The organism is Azospirillum sp. A23 (genome assembly GCF_042938965.1).
Taxonomy (GTDB): Bacteria; Pseudomonadota; Alphaproteobacteria; order Azospirillales; family Azospirillaceae; genus Azospirillum; species Azospirillum melinis.
This window is the reverse complement of sequence record NZ_CP170665.1, coordinates 93,201-113,895: the sequence shown is the minus strand read 5'-3', so window position 1 is coordinate 113,895 and position 20,695 is coordinate 93,201. Positions and strand designations below refer to the sequence as shown.

The window sequence follows — 20,695 nt, the reverse complement described above, 5'->3', positions numbered from 1 at the left end:
TTATCGATATTTGATAATGAAAATTCGGGAACCTGTCCAATACACCCGGTATCGGAAACGGGCGATTCCAAGCGCTTCCGCGCGACGCAATCAACGCTCGGGATGTCGGTGCTCACGCTGGCGTCGCCCCGCCCCCGCCGGCGATCCTGGCCTTTTGTCGCGCACCAAATGCCGGAACCGGAAGAGGGATTCCGGGGCCGCAATCCGGGGCAGTTTTCCACCTTCGCATCCTGCATCCATGTTCATCCGGGTGGATGAAATCGACTGATACTCTGTACAAAGAGCCCGACAGGTGCGTCTCCGCCCAGAATGCCCAGGACATCCCGATGGCCCTCGTCGCTTACGCCCGCGTCTCCACCGAAGACCAATCCACCGACTCCCAGCTGCTCGCCCTGCGGCAGGCCGGCTGCACGGTCATCTTCGAGGAGCATGCCTCGGGTGGCGACCGTGACCGGCCGGTGCTGGCCAAGGCGCTCGCCAGCCTGAGGAAAGGTGACACGCTGGTGGTGGCGCGCATCGACCGGCTCGCACGCTCGCTGTTCCATCTGCTGGAGGTGATCGACGGGCTGGGGCAGCGCGGCGTCGCCTTCAAGTCGCTGAGCGACCCGATCGACACCACCAGCCCGCAGGGGCGCTTTGCCCTGCAGGTTCTCGGTGCCGCGGCCGAGTTGGAACGGGCATTGATCCGCGAGCGCTCGATCGCCGGGCTCAGGGCCGCGGTGGCCAGGGGGAAGGAGCCCGGCAATCCCGGCCTGCGCCGACGGGACCCGGCGGCACTGGAAAAGGCACGGCAGGGCCGTGAGGCCGCTCGCGACGAGCTGGTCGTCGCACACGCCCAGGAGTTCCTGCCGACCGTCGAGGCTCTGCGCCCGACGGCACCATGGGATCAGGTCGTGCGGGCATTGAAGGCGCAGGGGCGGACCCGGCCGTGGGATCGCAAGCCATGGACTCCCAACAGCCTGATCCGCGCCATCCGCCGGCTGGCCGCAGCGGGGCTGGTTCGTCAGAACCTTCTCGATGCGGCGCCCAAGCGGGTAGACAGCAACGACCTCGTGCTGATGGTGGCGGGGCTGGCGCGGGCCGAGCCCGGCATCACACTCGATGGCATCGCGCGCCGGCTGCAAAGCATGGGACAGCGCACGCCGCGCGGCGGTCTGCGCTGGAGCCGGTCGTCGGTGAAGAACCTGTTGGATCGCGCCCGGGATCAGGGGATGGTGCGAAAGCCGGAGAGCGCGTAGCGGGCGGTCAGCCTTCTGCACCCCGGCTTGGCGGCAGGACCGGCGACGAGGGAAAAGCACGGGATCATGCGGGCTCCTTGAGGGCCTGCGGCATCGGATCGGCCGCGGCGATCCTGGTCAGGAAAAGATTGCGGCGGAACAGCAGTGCCTCGGCCTCCCGGCGCTTCACCAGACCTGGAAGCTGCGTTTTCCTGCCATTGACGGTGGCGTAGACCCAGCGGCCGAACTCGCCGGCGGCCCCCTCATGGTCCCCCATGTTGAGCCGCTTCAGCAGGGTCGAGGATTGGAAGTTCCCCCGTCCCAGATTGAAGACGAAGCTGGCGAGCGCGCCGCGCTGCCCGCCATTCAGCGGCACAGTCACCAGCCTGTCGACCACGGCCGCCGCGGCGGCGAGGTCGCGGGACAGCAGCGTTTCGGCCCTTGCGGCAGTGATGCTCTGCCCGAGCGTCACCCCGGCGGTGTGGCCGTAACCGATGGTCGGAATGCCGGCCGGGCAGAGATAGGCGTCGAGCGACAGGCCTTCGAAATGCTTCACAAGGTCGATGGCGGCCTTGCAGATCGGATCGGGCATGGATCGGGACTCCCGGGCGATAGGTGGGGAGACAGGGTGGGAACGGATCCGGCGGAGCGCTGCCGGGACCGTCAGGGCGACAGCGCTCCACCGGATCGGGGCCAGGGTCCCGGGGATGGCCCCGGGACCGCCCGCGTCAGGCGACGTAGTCGTAGACGACGTTGACCGGGTAGGGCTTCAGGTTGGTGATGCGGTGGATTTCGGCCCCGGCCGCACCGTTGCGCTTGATCGTGTAGTCGATCTTGGCGGCCCCGAGCTCGTACTCGTCGCGGGCCAGAGTCACCGCATCGACGCTGGGCGAAAAGTTCGGATTGGCCGTCTTCAGCGAGAAGGCGAAGTCGATGGTGCCGTAGCTCTCCACATTCAGGTTTTTGAGGGCATTCTGCAGGGTCAGATAATCGTTGCCGTTGGTGTCGATGCTGGCCCCGCTGTTGAGGGGCACGACAACCCAGGCCGATCCGTCCCACTTCCGCCACGTCGCCCGGCCGTCGAAGCTGACCAGCCACTTGATGCTGGTGCCGGGCGGGGTGGTCTGCGTGATCGTCGCCGAGTGGATCGTGCTCCAATCCGACACGTCGATGCGGCTGCTGTCGAGCGTCGCCACATAGAAGGGGCCGGTGACGTAGCTCGCGCCGTAGGGGATGGTCGCCGGGCTGAAGGTGGCGGTCTGCCGCAGCGTGGAGGACAGCCGCATCTCGTCGATGTAGCCGACGAAATTGCCGGTGCCGTCGTAGGCGCCGCCAAGATAGAGGGCGCCGGACGTGTCGGTCCGCACGACCGGCCCGCTCACCGTGGTCTTCTTGACGCCGTTGATGTAATGGGTGACGACGCCGTCAGCCCCCACCGTGACCATCAGATGGGTCCAGGTGTTGAACGCGATGGCGGTCAACTCCTTGCAGTTGTTCGCCATGTTGTTCCAGCGGAACACCGGGTAATTGGTGCCGGACTCCAGCCAGAGTTGCCAGGTTTCGTTGGTGCCGTCCCACTTCTGCGCGATGATGTTGGTGGTCGAGGTGGTGGGGTAGACCCACGCCTCGATGGTCAGCGCGTTCGCCCCGGACATCCAGGGGGCGTTCGACAGCATCTGCTTGTTGCCGTTGGAGCCGTTGCCGCACAGGCTGCCGGACCCGAACTTGGTCTGGGCGGTCGAGACCGACAGGGAGCTGTTTCCCGAAACGACGGTCGGGGCGATGTAGACCCCATCCTTCACCGTACGGGCGTTGTTGGCGGCGGAGATCAGCGCGCTGTTGCCAGACAGTTCCTTGACCCATTTCTGGCCGACCGCGCCGTTGAACTCCCACATCAGCGTGGTCATGTCGTCGGCGACCAACGTTGCCGGGGTGAAGTTGGCGGTGTAGCGGGGCTGGCCGTTGGTGACGCGGATGGCATCGAAAGCGCCGATCCAGTAATTGATAAGGCTGCCGCCGCTGTTGAACACCCCGAAGTTGAAATTATAGCCCTCGCTGACATAGGTGGGATTGAGGTGCGGGTTGGAGAACGAGCCAACTGAGCCGTTCACAGCGATGGCCCAGCCCCGGCCGTCGCGGATAAGTGCGATATGGTTCCATCCTGCCAACACCGCTGTCGAACTGTTTGTAGCAGGCGTGCCGGAGATGACGGCGTACACAGTTCCGCTGCCCGAGTTGACGTAGCAGCGCATATTGGCGACGGTGCTGGACGCGCTGATCAACGAGAAGAGTTCATAAGCGGTCCCGCTGGGGATGCTGGGCAAGTACACCCACGCTTCAATGCACAGCTTGGCGTTGGCTCCGAAGTAGATCGGATGACCCGAGGTGGGCGTAGCGAATGGAATGTAGAAGCACTGCGGGGCTCCGGACAGGGCAATGGATGTGGCGTGTCCGCCCCGCGTATTGGTGGCCGAGAGGCTGGGCGACCCATTATATAGCATATTCGGCGGCGTCGTGTCGCCGAAGACATTGGTGCTGTAGCTCGCCCCGCTGCTGTCCAAAGTTACTTTGTCGCCGTCGGCCCCTTCGAAGTGCAGCAACAGGATTGTGCGGTCATCGGCAGTATAGGCAGAGGTAGGCACGGTGAAGTTGGAGGTCCACACAGCCTCGCCGCGCTTGATGCGAACCTCGTCGATGTAGCCGGTCATGTTGTCACCGGACGCGGCAGCGGTGAGCCCGCCGATCACTGCCTGGGTCAGGGTGGTGATGCTGGAGGTGTTGACGACAACCGTGTTTTGCAGCACGCCGTCCTTGAACAGATAAATGTTCGAGCCGCTGCGGGTGATCGCCCAATGGAAGGGAGTGTTGATCGCGTAAGTACCGACCAAGACACCGCTTGCCAAATCCCAAGAGGAAGCATTGGACGACAGGTAGAAGCGCAACGTCCCATCGGCAAGACTACGGAGCAACAGCCCAATATGTGCGCTGGGTGTGCCCATATTGATCAAAGTCTGCTGCCCTATGGCATCAAACCGCCCCAAGCCGTCAATAGTGAAATCGTTGGACCCCAGGCTGAAGTCGGAGTGTCCCTTTGACTGCGCAACCCGGACGCCATTATCTCCAGGCAGGCGCAGGGAAGTCGTGCCGAACTTCGCCCAAACGTTGGAGATGGTGGCGTTTCCAATAACGCCGACTTCATGACCGCTGTTGGCCCGATCCTTCAGCACCTGCCCGCCATGGCCGTCGTCGAAGGAGAACAGATGCACGGTGTCGGCATCGGTGGAGAAGGCGGTGCTCGGCACCGTGAAGCCGGCGGTGTAGCGAGCAACCTTGGAGACGCGCAGCTGGTCGATCCAGCCATCCAGACCATGCGCGGTCGAACCGCTCTTCTGCCCGATCAGCAGGCGGGCATCCGGGAACGTGAAGGCCGTCGTGGTGGACCCGACCGACACGCCGTCCACGTACAAGGTCATCGTTCCATTGTAGCGGACAACGGCGACGTGATGCCAAGCGTCATAGGTCGATGTCGTGCTGGCGTTGACCTGGATTCCGTTCACAACGAAATAAAATCTGGTCTGAGCGACGATGTAGCCAATGCGCAGGCGCTGTTCGCTGTCCGCAGAGGTATCGGAGCAGTCGAGAATATGGGAGTCGCCCCCACCTGATGCCTGCGGATTGATCCGAACCCAGCCTTCCATCGTGAAGTTCTGCGAAGCGCCAAACGCCAGCTTGAAGGACTTGCTCGCCAGGAACGACGAGTCCTTGGGAATGTAGCCGCAATGGGTGCCGAACGGCGTGATGCCGCGCTCATCGATGATCTCGGTCGAGCCGTTGGCGCCATCGGCGTGGATCAGCAGCTTGGTGGCGCTGTCGATCTGAGCGCCGGCTGTGTTGTAAAGCTGGAAAGCCCCGCCGACCTGATCGGTGCCGGTGGCGGCGTTCTCCTGGGTGTAGTTGGCCTCGGTGTTGTAATCGACGTTGAAAGCCTGGCCGACGAACTGGCTGTAGACCCCCAGGATGGATTTGGCGGGAACGTCGAGGCTGCCGGTGGCGGGGAGAACCGTGACGGCCGACTTGGTGACGGTGTTGGTACCGCTGTTGGTGACGAGTGGAGCACCGTTGACTGTGGGATTGGCCTTGAAATCGACGGCGTTGCCGGAGATCGTCACGGGCAGGTTGCCCGCATGCCAGACCTTATGGGCGACCCCGCCCATCGACCAGCCGCCGATCTTGAGCTCGTTGTCGGTGTCGAGACCGACATGCACCGCATAGTTGCCGGGGCGGTGGAAGGACATGAACGCGGCCCCGGCGGGGGTGCCGGTGCCCTGCGACTGAATCTCGAAACCGGCGGTGTTGCCGATGGCCGACGCGATGCCGGTGTTGGACGGCAAATTCGCGCCGGTTCCGAGTATCGTCTGCTTGCCGTTAAAAGTGTTGGCCGAGGCAATCGTGGCATAGTTGCCCGGAACGAGGTTGCCCGCGTGCCAGACATCCTTGTTGTCCACCTGGATGCCGCCGGCGACGTTCAGCTTGGCCCCGCCGGTCGGCATCGCGGTCGTGCCGACGGCGGTCAGCGACCCTCCCTCCGAGATGGCGAAATTCTGCCATGCGCCGGAACCGTAAGCGCCAATCCGACCGAAGCCGCTGGCGTCATGCCATCCGACGAAGGTGTACTTCGATCCGCCGGTATTTCCCACATGGAGAGCCTCGGCCCGCGCAGAGTTCTGGATGCTGAGAGTCGAGCTGAAGGTGGGATCGGCGGCAAGCTGCGCATAGCGCCCATCCGCTGCCGCCCTGTCGGGAATGTCCGTGCCGCTGGCGACGCCGACGGCCCGCTTGGCGGCGGCGCCCGCCCCGGTCTGCACCAGGACGCCGCTGCCAGCGTCGAGCGAAGCGAGGGCGGTCAGCAGAGCCGGCTTGCTCTCCACCCCGGACCAGTCCACCGCCGAAGCGCGTGCCGCTGTGTAGGCCCGGTAGCCCGTTGCGTTGCCGAGATTGCTTTCGTCGACGACCAGATACATCAGGCCGCCGGTGCCGCCGACCTGCACCGTGTCGCCCTTCTGCACCTGGGCGGTGGTCAAAGCGAAGCGCTCGGCATCGCTGGCGACCGGATACAGGCGTTCCAGCGCCCCTGTCGGCAGACGGGCGATGTCGATGGTGCCGGTCAGCGCCGACGCCGCCACCGCCGTCACCGGGATGGCGATGTTCTGGGTGCCGTCGAACGCGGTCGCCGTGCCGGTCGCCCCGCCCGACAAAGCGATGGTGCGGGGCGTCGTCAGCTTGGCCGCACCGGCCGCCTGCCCGGCAGCGATCATGGTGGCGATGGCGGTATCCGTCTCCACCTTGCCGTAGGCGGTGACGGAGCTGTGCAGCTCGCCACCCTTGTAGGTCGCCGGCCGGCCGGCGGCCGGGACGATCTCGACCGCTCCGTCCTCCGTCACCCGCACCGAGCCGCCGCCGTTGGCGATGTTGTCCTGCGACAGGGTGGACAGCCGGTGGTCGATCTCCTCCAGCGCTCCCTGCACCGTGCCGGCGGTGATGTTGCCGGATGCCGCCACCGGCGCCGTCGTGGCATCGAAGCCGAAGGAGACCGCGCGGTTGCCCGGGTTGAAGGTGAGCTTGCCGCCCGGAGCCTGCACGAGGTTCAGCAGCGATCCGGGGTTCTCCGCGGCGAAGCGCTGCGAGGTGCCGTCGCCGACGATGCCGAAATTGGAGCCGCCGACGATGGTCGCGGCGGTCTGGGCATGGCCCTTGGCCTGCTCAGACCAATGGAAAGCGGAATAGACACCCGGGCTGGGCTGATAGCCGACGGCACCCTGGGCGAAGGCCTGGGCCAGATCGCGGGCACCCTGGGCCTCCGTGCGGGCGGCCACGGCCAGATCGCGGGCGGCGGTGGCATCGGACTTTGCCGAGATCGCGTCCGCCGCCGCCGTTGCCGAGGTCTGCGCACTGTTGGCGGCGTTGGTCTGCGACTGGCCGGCCTGGGAGGCCGCGACCTGCGCCGCCGTCATGGCAATGGCCGCGCTGTCGCGGGCCGCCTCCGCCGCGGCTCTGGCCGTGGCGCTGCCGGACCCGGCGGTTTCCGCCTGCTGTGCGGCCGAACGGGCGGTGTCAGCGGAGATGGCAGCAGCGGCAGCCTTGGCGGTCGCGGTCTGGGCGCCGGTCGCGGCATCGCCGGCGGCGGCCTGCGCAGCGGTTGCCGCAGTGTCGAGAGCGGCAGCGCTCGCGGCGGCGGCAGCGGCACTGCCGGCGGCCTCCATCGCCTTGCCGGTGGCGACGGAAGCCTGGGAGGCTGCGTCCAGGGCGTAGGACAGCGCTGATTTCAGGCTGCCGGAGACCGGGGCATCGGTCTTCACCGCCCAGTCCTGTGCCTGCGTCCGCGCCGTCACCGCCGCGTCGCGCGCCTGTTGGGCAGCATCCCGCGCAGCGGTCGCGGTGTCGCGCGCCGCCTCGGCCGTCGTTCTGGCGGACAGGGCGCCGGTCGCCGCCGTGCCGGCTTCGGTCCGCGCCGCCAGCACGATGTCGCGTGCGGTTTCCACGGTGGCAAGCGCCGCGGTGGCGGACGCCTCCAGCCCGGCGGCAGCGGCGGCGCTGTTGGCGGCTTCATCGGCATGGTGGACGGCGATGGCCGCCTGGGCGGTCGCGGTCGCGGCGGCGGCGGTGCTTTCGCCGGTCTGCGCAGCGACGGTCGCGGCGGCTTGCGCTACGGCCTGCCGGTCGGCGCCGACGGCCGTCATCGCCGCCGTGGCGGCAGTGGCGGCCTGCCGTGCCATCGCCACGTCATCCTCGATGGCGGCAATGATCTGCGCGGCATGCTCCACCACCCCGTCGTCGAGGAGCTGGAGCAGGCGGGCCGGGCTTTCGACCAGACGGGTGACACCCTTGCTGTCGGTCAGCGGGTACTTGCCGTCGGCATTCGGGCCGCCGTTCGGGGAGCCGCCTAGCCAGTCGTCATACTGGTCCTCGCGCACCGCCCATTTCGCGACCATCGCTGCGATCTCGCCGGCCAGTTCGGCGTTGGACAGGGTCGCCGACGCGGCGATGACGGCATAGGCGGACGCCGCCGCCGTCTCGCCCTCCCAGGGGCGGTCGAGGGTCAGCGTGCGGTCGTTGGCGACCTCGCGGATCTCGTAGAGCGTCCTGCCGTCGGTGGTGAAGGCGGAGCCAGGACGCACGACGCCCATCCACATGGTGCCGGCGCCGGCGACGGCGGCCGATCCGGGGGTCAGGGCAACGGTGCCTTGGCGATACCAGCCGGCCATGTCAGTTCTCCTCGCTGGGGGTCGTGTCGGAATAGGGGTAGAGCGCGCGGATCGCCGAGAAGTCGGCGCGCATGCGCTCCCATTTGACGGGGTCGCCGTTCAGCATGTCCTGCTGGGCTTCCAGCTGCCGGGCCGCCGGCCATGCGGCGAGGTAGGCCTGCTGGCGCAGCTTCGCGATCTCGTCGCGGGTGCGGGTGTTGATGACTTTCACAGCCGGATCTCCGTGACGAAGTCCATGTAGGGAAAGCGGCGCACCGTCACCCGATAGGTCCCGGGCAGGTCGTCGTATTGGAAGGAGCCGTCGTCGACGGTGTAGCTTTTCGTCGAGCCGGTGATGAGGCAGCGCACCTCCACCACCGCCCCATCCGGCAGTTGGTCGAGACCGGCGATGGTGGGGCGGCGACGCACCGCCGGAGCCTCGCCCGACAGGTCGATATAATCGCTCAGGTGATGCGCTTCCGCGGCGATCACGGCGAGACCGGGGCGGCCGCCGGTCTGCATCTCGACCACGTCGGCGGCGCAGGTGCCGGCACCATGGATGCGACCCTCGCCGTCATAGACGGTGAAGGCGGCGTAGGAAGGGTCGAACAGACCGAGCATTCCGGTCAACGGCGGCAAGGGGTCGGCGATGCTGGGCATGGGCTACTTCCGCAGTTCGATGGCGATGATGGTGCATTCGACCTGCCCGTTGGGCGGCAGGTAGGTGCCGAGGATGTCGCAGGCCCGATAGGTGTTCACGCCGGGTGCCGTGCCGATCACCAGCGCGCGGGCGCGGGCGTCGAAACCCGGATCAAAGGTTGAGTTTTCGCCACCGCCGCTGCGCGGGGGCACGCCGGTGACGGTGGCGATCAACGCCACCGGCTTGCCGGTGGTGGCGATGGTGATCGGGATGCCTTCCCGGAACTGGACCGCCCCGGTGACGCCGGTCATGTTGCCGGTGGCGAAGTCCTCGATCTTCTGGCCCCGGATCGTCAGATCCTGGATGTGCGCGCTGGAGATCGTTGCATCTCTGATCTTCGCGCTATTGATCGAGGCATCCTGGATTTTCGCGCTGTTGATCGAGGCGTCCTGGATGAAGGCGGCGGACATGGAGATGCGGGGCACCCCATCCACCCGACCGATGACGAAGGGATGGTCGATGCTGCCCCCAGGGCCGGTAATGCCGATCAGGAAACGGTCGGCCCGCACATAGAACTCGGATCGCACCCCGCTCTCATCGGCCGGGTCCGAGGAAAGGCCGAACCCGCTGATGGCGCCGTTGTTGTCGATCTTGACCGTCCACTGCCCCGACAGCCCGTTGATCGACGCCGTGTGCTGACTGATGCTGGTCGTGTTCTTGCCGACGGTGGTGTTCAGCTCGTCCACCCTGTCGGCAGCGGCTTTTGCCTTGTCGACCGCAATGTTGACTTGGCTTTGAAACGCCCCCGACACACCGTCGATATGCGCATACGCGCTGTCGATCCGGCTGGCGAGAGCACCGACGGCGTCGGCACGGGCAGTCTGCTCGCTGGTCAGCCCCGCCTTCACGCCGTCGACCGATGCACCGATGGTATCGAGGCGCGTGGTGAGCGCGCCAGTCGCGGTCGCGTTGGCGGTGATGCGGCTGTCATAGCCGGCCAAGCTCTTGTCGTAGCCGGCGACGACGCTGTCGATGCGCTCGGCGTTGGTCCGGGTATCGTTCGCCGTCGCGGTCAGCTTCGCCTGCACGCCGGCCAGATTTCCGTCCCAGGTCGCGACCACCGTGTCGATGCGCGTCGCCGTCGCCTCGTCCGCCGTCACCAGCGCCGTCAGCTCCTCCTTGACGGTGGCGATCTGCCCGTCGAACTCGGCGGCAACGGTGGTGACCCGGCTCGCCAGCGACTGCGTGTCGTCCTGGACCTGCCTGACATCCGCCTTCACCTCCGCGACGTCGGCCTCGCGCCTGCCGATCTCGCTACGGATGCGGCCATAGCTGTCGTTGACGCGCACCAGACCGGACGTGACCGTCTCGGCGATCTTCTCGATCCCGGTGATGCGCTCGGCCATGAAGGGAGCGAGCTTCGATTCCGAGACCAGCTTGTCGGCGAGGTCGTCGTGGGAAATCTGCTCGGTGGTGGCGCCGGTACCGATGTTGGAATTGACGTCGCTGACATTGCCGCCGAGATCGACGGCGCGCACCCAGTAGTAGCGCGTGACCAGCCCGCCCAACCCGGCGCGCACGAAGGCGTTGCCCTTGACCGTGCTGATGACGGCGGCGGCCGACAGATCGTTCGCCGCCCCCTCCAGCACCTCGATGTGGGAGAGGTCGGTGTCGGGCGGATTGACCCAGGACAGGGCGATCTGGCGCAGCCCGCCTTTGGCGACCAGCCCGGCCGGCTGGCCGGGCGGCGTGCCCTTGCCGCGCACCGTGGCCCGGATTTCCGCCGGCGCCGAGCGGCGGTTGTCGTAGGCAAATGCCGTGATGCGGAGGGTGTAGACGCCCTCCGCCGCCGGCTCGATGTCGAAGCTGCCGGCGCGGGTGACCTTCCATTCCTGCCACTGGCCGCCCGGCGTCATCACGTCGGCGCGGTAGCCGGAGATGCGGGCATCGTCGCTGGGCGTCCAGCTGACGGTCAGCCGGGCCTGCGGCAGGCCGTTGACCCAATAGGCACTTTCCACCGCCGCGAGGTTGGCGGGGGAGGGGATGGCGTTGGCGGCGCTCTGGGTCGCCACCGGCTCGATCTGCACGCCCTCCTCGACACGGGCATATTTGCCGGGCTCGTGCAGAAGGGCAGTGACCTCGTAGACGCCGGGCGATTTCTCGGTGACGGCGCGCACCCGGAACAGGCGCGGGGCAAGGTTGGTGGCGGTCAGGATCCACACCGCATGCGGCTGCGGCACCGCGCCGCCGAGCGGAGCCGCATCGATGGCGAGCTGGCCGGTGGTGTGCTCCTCGGTGGACTGCACCGGGCGGCGGACTGGGCAGTCGACCAGCCGCCCGTCCGGCAGGGTGAGCGCCAGCACGTGGCTTTGGTTGGCTTCCAGTGTCACCGTGTCGTCGAGCGTGACGACCTGCCGCTCCGGGTCGTAGGCGACCAGCCGCCCGCCGGTGCGCACCAGCGCCCAGTTCGGGTCGGCCAGCTTCACCACGTCGCCCGGCATGACGTCGAGATGGTCGAAGGAGCAGCGGTAGGTGACGGTCTCGGTCTCGTGCTGCTCGCTGTCGAGCATCCACAGGCCGAGGCGGCGGGCCTGGCTGCGCCGGGTGCAGCCATAGGCCGTCGCCTCGATCGGCCGCCAGCCGTAGCGCTGGATCATCCCGGCATTCTCGACGACCTCGACCGTCGGGCGGTAGCCGTCGTCGGGGTCGTTGAAGGTGATCAGCGCCGCGGTGTGGCGGGCCTTCAGCGCCGTGCCGGAATAGGTGAAGCTGCCGCCGATGACGTTGGCCGGGGTGACCAGCTTGATCGGATCGGCCGGCATGTCGGCGCGGGCCAGCACGCCGCCGGCCGACCAGAAGATCAGGCCGCGGAAGGTCGAGGCGATGGACTGGAGGACGCGGTAGGCTTCGGTCCGGCCGGAGATCACCCCGTTGAAGGTGAAGCGCGGCTCCATGATGTCGCGGCGGCTGGCGTCCAGCCGGCCCGACTTGACCGGCTGGTCGCAATAGACGCCGATGGTGTAGAGCGACCAGTGGTCGACCGCCGCTTCGGAGATCGACTGGCCCAGGCCGTAGCGCCTGTTGGTCAGCAGGTCGTAGAGCACCCAGGCCGGGTTGTCGCTCCAGGCGGTTTTGAAGCTGCCGTCCCACCGGCCGGAATAGGTCCGCGTCTCGGGGTCATAGTTGGATGGAACCCGGATCTTCAGGCCCTTGACGTCATAGGCCCGCTCGGGAATCGAGTTTCCGAACTGCTCGGCCTTGACCGTCAGCGCGACCAGCGCCGAATTGTCGAAACCGAACTTGGACTCGACGATCTCGGCATAATGGGACCAGGAGAAGCTGTTCTGGACCGAGGCGCGGGTCGCATCGGGGGTGACGCGGGTGACGCGGATGTCGTAGGGCGCCTTGCCCAGCCGGCGCAGCCCGACCTTGTAGGACCGTTCATAGGCGCTGGTGGTCTTGCCGCTCACCGTGTCGCCAAGCAGGTGCGTCCAGCTGCCATTGGCCGCCCGTCCCTCGATGGTCAGCTCCACCGAAGACCCGTGCAGATCGCCACTGGACGTGTCCTGCTCGGTCAGCGCGTTCCAACGCAGCACGATGCGCGCGGTGTCGATCTCGTCGCTGTGGATGGTGCGGACGACCGGGCTGTCCTTCTTCACCTCGACGCCGACCGCGACGGAGGTCTCGCTGTCGGTGAAGCCCTCGACGGCGTCCTGGGAGGGCAGTCCCTTGAGCAGCTTCCAGCTCACGCCCTTGAAGTTCTCCGTCCCGTCGGAGGCGATCAGCGGCGTGCCGTCGAAATAGATGCTCTTCCCCTCATTCACCAGCCCGACGATCTCGCCTTCGCCCAGCAGGTCGATCACCCGGGCGGTCGCGGCGGATTGCAGGCTGTTGGCGTCCTCCGTGGCGCCGGAACCGCCGCGGCCGGACTTGCCGCCCTTGGCCCCCTGGATGCCGCCTGCCGGACCTTCAGCCGAAGCGGCGGTGACGGCCGATACCGCCGGCTGGGGCTGGACGGTTCCGACCTGCTCCGTATCCATGCCGGAGGAGATGACGGTCGAGCCGACCCAGCAGCGGCCATAGACCAGGGGAACCGACCCGCCCTGTTCGGTGACGTTGACCGGGCCGGAGAACAGGTAGCTCTGCTTGCTGTCGGGCAGGTTGGCCTTGGGGGTCGGCGACAGCATCTGGCTGATGCCGGACAGCATCATCGATGCGCCGAACAGGGCGATTGAGCCGTAGGAGACGGAGAAACTGCCCGCTGAGATTGCTGCCGCACCAAGTCCCTGGGTCGGGCCGAGCGCGCCGACAACAGCAGGCGCGGCATAGATCGCCACGACCATGATCAGCGCGCCCATGATCGCCTTGCCGGCGCCGCCGCTCTTGGCGCCGGCCGGAACCGGGATGATGTGCAGGTCGGCGCTGCCCAGCCCGAGCGCCAGGGTGTCGAGGGTCAGGTCGACACCGCCGCGCGAGCGCGGGCCGCGGACCAGCCGGTAGGAGCCTTCGCGGAAGACCTTCTCGAAATCGGGATGGTTGGCGGCGAGCGCCCGGATCGCCTCGGCGGCGTCGCGGACCTGATAGTCGGCAAGGCGCCCGAATTGGCGGCCGAGCGCGCCGTGCAGATGGATCCTAGCCATGAGCGAGATCCTTGTGACGCAGGATGTGGACGATCTGCCGGTGCCAGGGGCCGAACGGTTCGCGGCGCGACAGGCGGCGCGGCAGGTGGTGCAGCAGCAGGCCGCCGTCGAGGACGACGCCGGCATGGTTGGGCACCGGCGACAGCACGGTCATCAGCGCGACGTCGCCGGCCGTCGCCTCGCCGGAACGGACCACCGAGAAGCCGGCATCGGCGAAATGGTCGAGATAGAGGTTCTTGCCGGCGTGCCACCACTCGTCGTCGCGGGGAAAATCCGGCAGCCGGATGCCCCGCTCCAGCTGGAACCAGTCGCGCACCAGGGCGTAGCAGTCAGTCACGCCATGGAGGAACTCGCGGCCGATCAGATCGGGCGCCGGCACGCCGTCGCCCCAGAGGATCGGATCGGAGCAGCGCTCGCCGTCGGTGGCCAGGATCGCCCAGGGGACCGCGCTGTCGATCTGGCCGCGCATGTCGGCGGCCGACGGGTGGAGCGGCCCATCCGGATGGCTGTGGACGATGGCGTCGATGGCGCCGGCATGGGCGAGGTAGTCGGCATCGTCGATGCGGAAATGGGCCGCCGGATCGGCGGCGCGGTTGGACAGGGGCCGGTAGGTGCCGGCAACCACCAGACCGCAGCTCTCGCGCGGATAGTCGGCCAGGGCGTGGCGCTTCATCGCGAGGATCGCGTCAGCGGTGAACATGCGCTGCTGGCTCCTCTGAGTGTGAGGGGAGGGGCACCCGCATCAGACCCGGATCCGGGAGACGCCGGGAAAGCCGCCGAAAGGCAGGAGATCGGTCGAGTTGGGATAGCGCAGGCGGCAGTCGGCCAGCCGCTTGCCGCAGGCATCCCTCGCCGGATCGGTGGGCTCGCCGGTCGCGGTGAAGCAGAGGCCGCCGGAATAGGGGCAATCGACCTCTTCGGCCGACCATCCCGATCCGGTCCAATGGCGGTAGCGGCGGGTGCAGCCGTCGCGCAGCACCTGCCGGCCGGGGAGCATCGCCCCCTCCTGGTCGATGGCCGCCGACAGCTCGAACTCGACATGGGTGGCGGTGTGGGCGCTCTTGCGCTCGATCCGGTAGAGGTCGGGCGGAAAGAAGGCGAGCGGGTCGGCCCCCACCCGGCCGTCGAGATAGCGGTCGAAGGTGCGCAGCCGCCTGACCTTGGCGCCGAGCAGGTCGGAGAACTGGTAGATCAGCGCCGAGATTTGGCGGTTGATGTTGGCGATGCGCAGGCGCGGCGTCGGCAGCGCCCCGGTCGCCGTCCATTCGAACCCTTCGGTCTCCATCTCGACCGGGACATAGGCGATGCCGCCGAACAGGACCGGCTCGCCGCCGCTGCCCGAGGGCGTGAAGTGATGGATCGTGCCGCCGGGATACATGGTCAGGTCCAGCGTGAACAGCGTCACATAGGCACCGGGATCGGGCGACTGGGCGGCGGCGGCAAGCGCCGGCCGTTCATCCCATTTGGGGATGTTGGTCTGGCTCATGGGGATTCCTTGGATGGGCGCCGCCCCCGCCGTCGAAGGGAGCGAAGCGGCCGCGCGGGGTCAGAGGTCGAAGACCTCGACGAAGGTCGCGGAGATGCTGGAGAACAGGTAATGGGTGCGGGTGCGCTTCCATTTGCTGCAGATCCAGCGCCGGCGGTCGGGTTCGCCGGGCGGCTTCCACAGGAAGCTTTCCGCACCCCGCCGGGCCCGCAGGAACTCCTCGATCGCCCGCGCCTGATCGGTGTCGAGATACTCCCAGCTCAGCGAATACTGGTCGCGGATGTTGTGGATGCCGTCGGGCGCCCGCTGGGTGTAGCCGTCGCCGAAACCGGCGGTCAGCACCTTCACCTCCGGCTCGATGGTGCTGCCGGTCACCGGCGGACAGGGCGGCAGGAAGACCGGGACGCCGTTCTGGCTCGTGGTGTTCTGGCTCGTGGTTTCGCCGGCCATCGTTCAGCCTCCGTAGCTCATGTTGTTCAGCATGCCGCCGGGCCGCATCTGCTGGCGCAGCTCGTTGCCCATCATCGCGCGCAGCTGCTCCTTGACCGACGCGCCGATCCGCTCGGCGAGCGCCTTGTCCTGCTCGCGGTCGCCGGTGGAGCCGCCGGCGACATTCACCGTCACCGACTGGGTCACCGCAGGGCCGCCATCCTGCGCCGCCTGGATCAGGCGGTCAGCGTTCGTCATTTGTTCCGGCGTAAAGACGGCCTCGCCCTTGCGGGCGATGATCGGGACCTCGCCCGCCACCAGACCGCCGGTGTGGAAGCGGGGAGCGCCGGCGAACAGCCCGGCGGACACCATCCGCCCCGGCCGGCCGGTTTCACCGACGATGCCGCCGGTGTGGAAGAGCGCCGAAATGAAGCTGGCGACGCCCGATAGGATGCCGCCCAGCGGCCCTTCGGGTTTGAGCAGTGAGGAAAAGAGGCCGGAGATGCTGGACATCAGGCCGCCGAGCAGCCCATCCGATTTGAAAAGCGAGGATACCTTCGACCAGATGGTGCCGAGCAGGCTGTCGGAGGTGAAGAGAGAGTCTATGAAATTGAAAAGTCCGTTGCCGGTGCCGGCCGATCCGCCACCAGCTGCCCCATTTCCATTCGCGGACGTGTCGGAGGATGCTTTGGCTTCGTCCTTCTTGTCCGTTTGGGCGGATGCCGACGGATCGCCGGCCTTCGCAGCGGATTTGCCGCTTTCGGGGATGCTGGTCTTGAAGCCCAGCACGTTGAGCAGCCCGGCGCCGGTCTGCTCCGCAATCGACTTCACGAGGAAATCCCGCAGCTGGTTCCGCATGGTGGTGAACAGCTTCTGAAAGGCGGGACCGATTTGCTGCTTACCGGTCACGACGCTCAGCACGCCGTCGCTCCAACCGCCGAGCAGGCTTTGCACGCCGTCGCCGAAGCTGGCCTTCACACGTTCGCCAAGCGGACGCGAGGCAGAGCCCATCACCTGATTGTACTTCTTGGCGGCCTCGTCTGTCTTCTGCGCGGGTGCGTCCGACGGAGCGCCCTGCGCAGCCTTCGCATCGGTCTGCTCTTGGGCAAGAGGTCCCGCCGCGCTGTAGGATGCTGCGATACGGCCGGCCACTTCGTGCGGTGTAATCAGCTCTTCAGCAGCCTTATGCATCTCATCGATTTGCCGATGCAAATTATCCATTTGGGAATCGGTTTGCACCGTAAGATTACTGATGGTTCCATCCAGGCGTTTGATGGAGATCGTGAAATTCTGGCTTTCGATCACCAGTTTTTCGACTGGGCCGGCGGCGTTTTCAGCCATGGTCTTCCCTTTCTGTTAGCCGAAGCGGGCACGCAGTCTGGTTCTGGCCTTCTCGGTCAGGCCCGGCTCCCCATCCGCCCGGCCGCCATCGGGCCGGTCGGCGAAGGCGAACGGCGTGCCGACCCGCTGGCGCAGCCGGTCGTGCAGTTCGCGGGCGCCGACGCCGGCCGCCGTCAGATGCACGGGCAGCCAGTCGGCCATCTCTTCCGCGCGCAGCCGGTCGATCTCGTTGAACAGGGTCCAGAACATCCGCACCGGCAGCGCCAGCAGGCGCAACGGGTCGATGCCGTAGAAGCGGCTGACGCGGGCGAAGCAGTAGGCGAAGTCGAGCCTGCTCAGCGGGCCCGACGGCTCCCCCGCTTGCCCGCCCGCGGCTCCCCCGGCTGGCGTTCCTCCGGTTGGCCGTCTCCCGCCGGATCGATCCCGCGGATGAAGGCCAGCAGGACCAGAAGCTGACCCAGATCGAGGCCGAGGATCTCCTCGCGCGGGGTGTCCTCGAGATGGCCGGCGATCACATCGACCAGGATCGGGATCTGCGCCCGCTCGCTGCCGGCCTCCTCAAGCTTCCGCTCGATGTCCCCGGCTTGCAGGAACTGTTCGACGGTCATGTTCTTCAGGATGCGCTCGCGCCCGCCGATGACGACGCTGCGGGAAATGCGGAACTCATCAAGGTTCAGGATGGTGGGCTGGGGCATGGAGGGTCCCGGTCGCTGGTGGCAGGCAAGGTCCGCGAGGGCGGCCACGGGGACGAAAGCCCCCGCGGCCGTTGACCATCGCGGTCAGGCGGCGACGGGGGCGCCGAAGGCGGCGATGCGGTTGCCGGCGGTGCCGTCCGGATAGCAGCTGAAGGTGACCTCGTAGACGCGCTCGCCGCCGTTCTCGTACTTGAAGGTGAAGTTGGGCAGCGGCGCGGCCTTGAAGGCGACGAAATCGTCCTTGGTGGTGGAGGCGGGCAGGGCGGTGGGGTGCAGCTTCAGCGGGGCGGCGATGGCAAGCAGGTCGATGTTGACGCCGGAGCGGATCTCGACCCCGACCTCGGCACCGGCCGCGCCGACGCCGACCGCCTGCGGCATCACCGCCAGCAGCTTGGTCAGGTTGGTTTCCAGCATCGGCACCTTGACCGACACCTCGGTGCCGGTGATGACGTCCTTGATGGGGGTCTCGCCCATCTGGTCGGCCTTGACCTGATAGTTCGTGGTCTTGACGGTCACTTCGACGCCGCCCTTGGTCGAGCCGAGATCGATGCCGTCGAAGGTGATGTCGCAGATGCCGAGGGCGATGTCTTCGGTGGTGATAGCCATAGGTACAATCTCCTAATCAGGCGACACGCCAGTCGGCGCGGTAGTTGACGATGAAGGTGAAGGTGCTTGCCGCCTCGTCGTGGGGCATCAGCGGCTCGTGCTGGGGCAGGCACGAGATGACGAAACAGCCACCGGCGGGGACCGCCCGCAGGGTCAGGGCGTCGGCGATCGCCAGGGCGCGGGCCTCCCCGGCGAGATAGTCGGGATCATGGGTGCGGACCTGGAAGGACAGCCGGCGAAGGCCTTGCGCATAGTCGCGGCGGGTCCCGCCCCTCGGCAGGAAGACCGATCCGGTGGCGGTGTCCTGCGGCGCCCGGCCAAGGAACAGGGACCCTCCTTCGGTTCCCAGCCCTTCGGCTTCGACGTGTTTGAGCAATGCGTGCAGCAGCATGGCGTCGGGACTCCGATAAGACGGTCAGGGGGGAGGCGAATGGCGGGAGGGCATTCGTCCCATTGGACCTTCATCCGTTCAAAGGACATAATTCCTTTAAACGGATGATTATCTTACCGCGTGGGCAGGCGCCATATGTTTTTGGAAAAGCTTTCCAGAACAAGGGGGTGACGTGGATTTTCCCCTTGGACGGTCAGCGAAGCCCGGTCCGTCCGCTCCACGGCATGCCCCGGCAGGACAGACCGATCCCGCCGCTCAGGCTTGTTCGACGCGGTTTCTGCCGGCGGCTTTCGCCTTGTACAGCGCGGCATCGACGCGCTGGAGCAGGCTGTCGATATCCTCGCCGGCCCTGGCCTGGCCGACGCCGATGCTGATGGTGACCGCCCTGCCGCACGCCATCCGCTGCGCGCTCACCCTCTGCCGCAGAGCTTCGAGAACGCCCAGGGCGGAGGGCAGGTCGGTCTCGGTCAGCAGCAGGGCGAATTCCTCGCCCCCCCAGCGCGCCAACGCGTCCGAGCGGCGCAGCCGGTCCGACAAGGTGGCGGCGACCACGCGCAGGGCATCGTCGCCCGCCTGATGCCCATGCGTGTCGTTGAAGCGCTTGAAATGGTCGATGTCCATCAACGACAGGATATAGGGGCGCCCGTACCGCTCGAGCCTGGCCGCGGCCTCGCCCACCGCCTGCTGGAAGCGCCGGCGGTTCCACACCCCGGTCAGCGGATCGTGCATCGCCGCCTGTTGCAACTCCGCCTCCAGGCCCTTGCGGTCGGTGATGTCCAGCAGCACTCCGTTGAACAGCACGGTGCCGTCGCTCCGGCGGCGCGGCTGGGCGCGGCCCAGCACCCAGCGTCCGCCGGCGATCTCCATCTCGCCTTCCCAGACCCGGCCCGCCCGGCCGGCCTGCCGCAGGCCGTGCCGGACCCGCGCCCACCCCTTCATCGCCATCACAGGCGCCAGAGTCCGCGCGGCAGTCAGGTCGGCATCCGGCCGCACGCCGAACAGGGAGGCTGCGGCGGTGCTGAAATAGGTCGCGCGCAAGCCTCCGCCGGGATGGAGTTCAGCCTGGAACACCGCACCCGGAAGAGCATTGGCGAGATCGCTCGCCTGGGCTTCCCGCTCGCGCTCCTCCGTCAGGTCGAAGAAGCTGATGACCACGCCGACGATCCCGTCATTGTTGCGGATCGGGCTGGCGGTCAGGCGTACGGGAAAGGACGTGCCGTCGCCGCGGTACAGCACCGTCTCGATGTCGCGCACCGGCTCTCCGGCCTCCGCAACCCGGAACACCGGATGGGGCGTACCCCTCCCATCGGCTGCGGCGCGGGAAGAAGCAGGAAACAGGAAGCGTCCGATATGGCTGCGAATCAGCTCGCTTTCGTGGCGGAAGCCGAAGGCGCGGGTGGCGGTGGGATTGACGAAGGTGACGGCACCCGAGCGGTCGATTCCGCACACCCCGACCTGCACGTTCTCCAGCAGCAGGCGATTGAACTGCTCGGCCTCGATCACGGCGGTGATGTCGTGGATGATGCACAGCAGAAGCTTGCGCCCGCCGAGGTGGATGGGGCCGGCATAGACCTGGACATCGCGCACCGACCCGTCGGCCAGACGATGGTGGAAACGCTGCGGGTAATGGCCGCCCTCCCAGGACGCGATCTCGCGCATCGCCGGCAGGATCGCCCGCCCGAGCTGGTTGATGTCCCAGACATGAAGGCTGCGCAGCCGGTCCCGGCTGTGGCCGTAAAAGACGGCGGCCCGCGGGTTGGCATCGACGATGGCGCCGTCGCGTCCGGGATCGATCAGCAGGATGGGGGCGGCGTTGGTGGAGAACAGCGCGTCCAGCACGCCGGCTCCATCCATGCCGCACACGCTGCCGTCGCCCGGCCACAGGGGGAAAGCGCCCGGCCTGGGATCGGCGGATGCCTCGCCGTCCATGTCGCGCTCACCCTGCTCCGCCATTGCGAACTCCCCCCATCGATCGCCCGGGATCGGTCGAACGGCCAGAGAACATGCTG

The 20,695-nt window shown here is 67.3% G+C and carries 15 protein-coding genes; 1 reads left to right on the top strand and 14 read right to left on the bottom strand.

Annotated features, from left to right (window positions below; all coding sequences use genetic code 11):
- The first annotated feature begins 326 nt into the window (after nucleotides 1-326).
- Complete coding sequence (locus tag ABNQ40_RS08610; RefSeq protein WP_109047000.1) at nucleotides 327-1,238, top strand: recombinase family protein; 912 nt, start codon at nucleotides 327-329, stop codon at nucleotides 1,236-1,238.
- 64 nt (nucleotides 1,239-1,302) lie between these two features.
- Here ABNQ40_RS08610 and ABNQ40_RS08605 read toward each other — a convergent pair whose 3' ends face one another.
- The 14 genes from ABNQ40_RS08605 to ABNQ40_RS08540 form a co-directional block, all read right to left on the bottom strand.
- The gene (locus ABNQ40_RS08605; protein WP_109047001.1) at nucleotides 1,303-1,809 is read right to left on the bottom strand and encodes a lysozyme; all 507 of its coding nucleotides are present in this window, start codon (nucleotides 1,807-1,809) and stop codon (nucleotides 1,303-1,305) included.
- A 136-nt stretch (nucleotides 1,810-1,945) separates the two neighbouring features.
- Nucleotides 1,946-8,479 carry a LamG domain-containing protein gene (locus tag ABNQ40_RS08600; RefSeq protein ID WP_247879439.1) on the bottom strand — a complete coding sequence of 2,178 codons (6,534 nt, stop codon included), beginning with the start codon at nucleotides 8,477-8,479 and terminating at the stop codon, nucleotides 1,946-1,948.
- 1 nt (nucleotide 8,480) lies between these two features.
- On the bottom strand, nucleotides 8,481-8,690 hold the full coding sequence (locus tag ABNQ40_RS08595) for a hypothetical protein (protein WP_109047003.1): 210 nt from the start codon (nucleotides 8,688-8,690) through the stop codon (nucleotides 8,481-8,483).
- Complete coding sequence (locus tag ABNQ40_RS08590) at nucleotides 8,687-9,118, bottom strand: hypothetical protein (RefSeq protein WP_109047004.1); 432 nt, start codon at nucleotides 9,116-9,118, stop codon at nucleotides 8,687-8,689. The genes ABNQ40_RS08595 and ABNQ40_RS08590 overlap by 4 nt, the downstream gene beginning before the upstream one ends.
- Nucleotides 9,119-9,121: 3 nt before the next feature.
- The gene (locus tag ABNQ40_RS08585; RefSeq protein ID WP_247879440.1) at nucleotides 9,122-13,738 is read right to left on the bottom strand and encodes a phage tail protein; all 4,617 of its coding nucleotides are present in this window, start codon (nucleotides 13,736-13,738) and stop codon (nucleotides 9,122-9,124) included.
- A complete protein-coding gene (locus ABNQ40_RS08580) occupies nucleotides 13,731-14,438 on the bottom strand; it encodes a C40 family peptidase (RefSeq protein ID WP_109047005.1) in 708 nt (235 codons plus the stop codon). Before ABNQ40_RS08580 ends, ABNQ40_RS08585 begins: the two co-directional genes overlap by 8 nt.
- A 42-nt stretch (nucleotides 14,439-14,480) precedes the next feature.
- Nucleotides 14,481-15,224 carry a phage minor tail protein L gene (locus tag ABNQ40_RS08575; protein WP_109047006.1) on the bottom strand — a complete coding sequence of 248 codons (744 nt, stop codon included), beginning with the start codon at nucleotides 15,222-15,224 and terminating at the stop codon, nucleotides 14,481-14,483.
- A gap of 60 nt (nucleotides 15,225-15,284) precedes the next feature.
- Entirely contained in the window at nucleotides 15,285-15,674 is a 390-nt protein-coding gene (locus tag ABNQ40_RS08570; RefSeq protein ID WP_109047007.1) for a phage tail protein, read from the bottom strand.
- A 3-nt stretch (nucleotides 15,675-15,677) separates the two neighbouring features.
- Entirely contained in the window at nucleotides 15,678-16,994 is a 1,317-nt protein-coding gene (locus ABNQ40_RS08565) for a hypothetical protein (RefSeq protein ID WP_109047008.1), read from the bottom strand.
- A 15-nt stretch (nucleotides 16,995-17,009) separates the two neighbouring features.
- A complete protein-coding gene (locus tag ABNQ40_RS08560) occupies nucleotides 17,010-17,270 on the bottom strand; it encodes a hypothetical protein (protein ID WP_247879441.1) in 261 nt (86 codons plus the stop codon).
- A gap of 59 nt (nucleotides 17,271-17,329) precedes the next feature.
- Nucleotides 17,330-17,689 carry a hypothetical protein gene (locus tag ABNQ40_RS08555; RefSeq protein ID WP_109047009.1) on the bottom strand — a complete coding sequence of 120 codons (360 nt, stop codon included), beginning with the start codon at nucleotides 17,687-17,689 and terminating at the stop codon, nucleotides 17,330-17,332.
- Nucleotides 17,690-17,773: 84 nt separating this feature from the next.
- The gene (locus ABNQ40_RS08550) at nucleotides 17,774-18,295 is read right to left on the bottom strand and encodes a hypothetical protein (protein ID WP_109047010.1); all 522 of its coding nucleotides are present in this window, start codon (nucleotides 18,293-18,295) and stop codon (nucleotides 17,774-17,776) included.
- 16 nt (nucleotides 18,296-18,311) lie between these two features.
- Nucleotides 18,312-18,686 carry a minor capsid protein gene (locus ABNQ40_RS08545; protein ID WP_109047011.1) on the bottom strand — a complete coding sequence of 125 codons (375 nt, stop codon included), beginning with the start codon at nucleotides 18,684-18,686 and terminating at the stop codon, nucleotides 18,312-18,314.
- A 255-nt stretch (nucleotides 18,687-18,941) separates the two neighbouring features.
- Nucleotides 18,942-20,639: a diguanylate cyclase gene (locus ABNQ40_RS08540; RefSeq protein ID WP_247879442.1), complete on the bottom strand. Its 1,698-nt coding sequence runs from the start codon at nucleotides 20,637-20,639 to the stop codon at nucleotides 18,942-18,944.
- Between the last annotated feature and the right edge of the window lie 56 nt (nucleotides 20,640-20,695).

What these genes read in the sequence shown, in the direction of transcription:
- ABNQ40_RS08575 (WP_109047006.1), bottom strand. Translation starts at nt 15,224, where the DNA reads ATGAGCCAGACCAACATCCCCAAATGGGATGAACGGCCGGCGCTTGCC.
- ABNQ40_RS08565 (WP_109047008.1), bottom strand. Translation starts at nt 16,994, where the DNA reads ATGGCTGAAAACGCCGCCGGCCCAGTCGAAAAACTGGTGATCGAAAGC.
- ABNQ40_RS08605 (WP_109047001.1), bottom strand. Translation starts at nt 1,809, where the DNA reads ATGCCCGATCCGATCTGCAAGGCCGCCATCGACCTTGTGAAGCATTTC.
- ABNQ40_RS08580 (WP_109047005.1), bottom strand. Translation starts at nt 14,438, where the DNA reads ATGTTCACCGCTGACGCGATCCTCGCGATGAAGCGCCACGCCCTGGCC.
- ABNQ40_RS08570 (WP_109047007.1), bottom strand. Translation starts at nt 15,674, where the DNA reads ATGGCCGGCGAAACCACGAGCCAGAACACCACGAGCCAGAACGGCGTC.
- ABNQ40_RS08600 (WP_247879439.1), bottom strand. Translation starts at nt 8,479, where the DNA reads ATGGCCGGCTGGTATCGCCAAGGCACCGTTGCCCTGACCCCCGGATCG.
- ABNQ40_RS08590 (WP_109047004.1), bottom strand. Translation starts at nt 9,118, where the DNA reads ATGCCCAGCATCGCCGACCCCTTGCCGCCGTTGACCGGAATGCTCGGT.
- ABNQ40_RS08610 (WP_109047000.1), top strand. Translation starts at nt 327, where the DNA reads ATGGCCCTCGTCGCTTACGCCCGCGTCTCCACCGAAGACCAATCCACC.
- ABNQ40_RS08550 (WP_109047010.1), bottom strand. Translation starts at nt 18,295, where the DNA reads ATGGCTATCACCACCGAAGACATCGCCCTCGGCATCTGCGACATCACC.
- ABNQ40_RS08555 (WP_109047009.1), bottom strand. Translation starts at nt 17,689, where the DNA reads ATGCCCCAGCCCACCATCCTGAACCTTGATGAGTTCCGCATTTCCCGC.
- ABNQ40_RS08585 (WP_247879440.1), bottom strand. Translation starts at nt 13,738, where the DNA reads ATGGCTAGGATCCATCTGCACGGCGCGCTCGGCCGCCAATTCGGGCGC.
- ABNQ40_RS08545 (WP_109047011.1), bottom strand. Translation starts at nt 18,686, where the DNA reads ATGCTGCTGCACGCATTGCTCAAACACGTCGAAGCCGAAGGGCTGGGA.
- ABNQ40_RS08540 (WP_247879442.1), bottom strand. Translation starts at nt 20,639, where the DNA reads ATGGCGGAGCAGGGTGAGCGCGACATGGACGGCGAGGCATCCGCCGAT.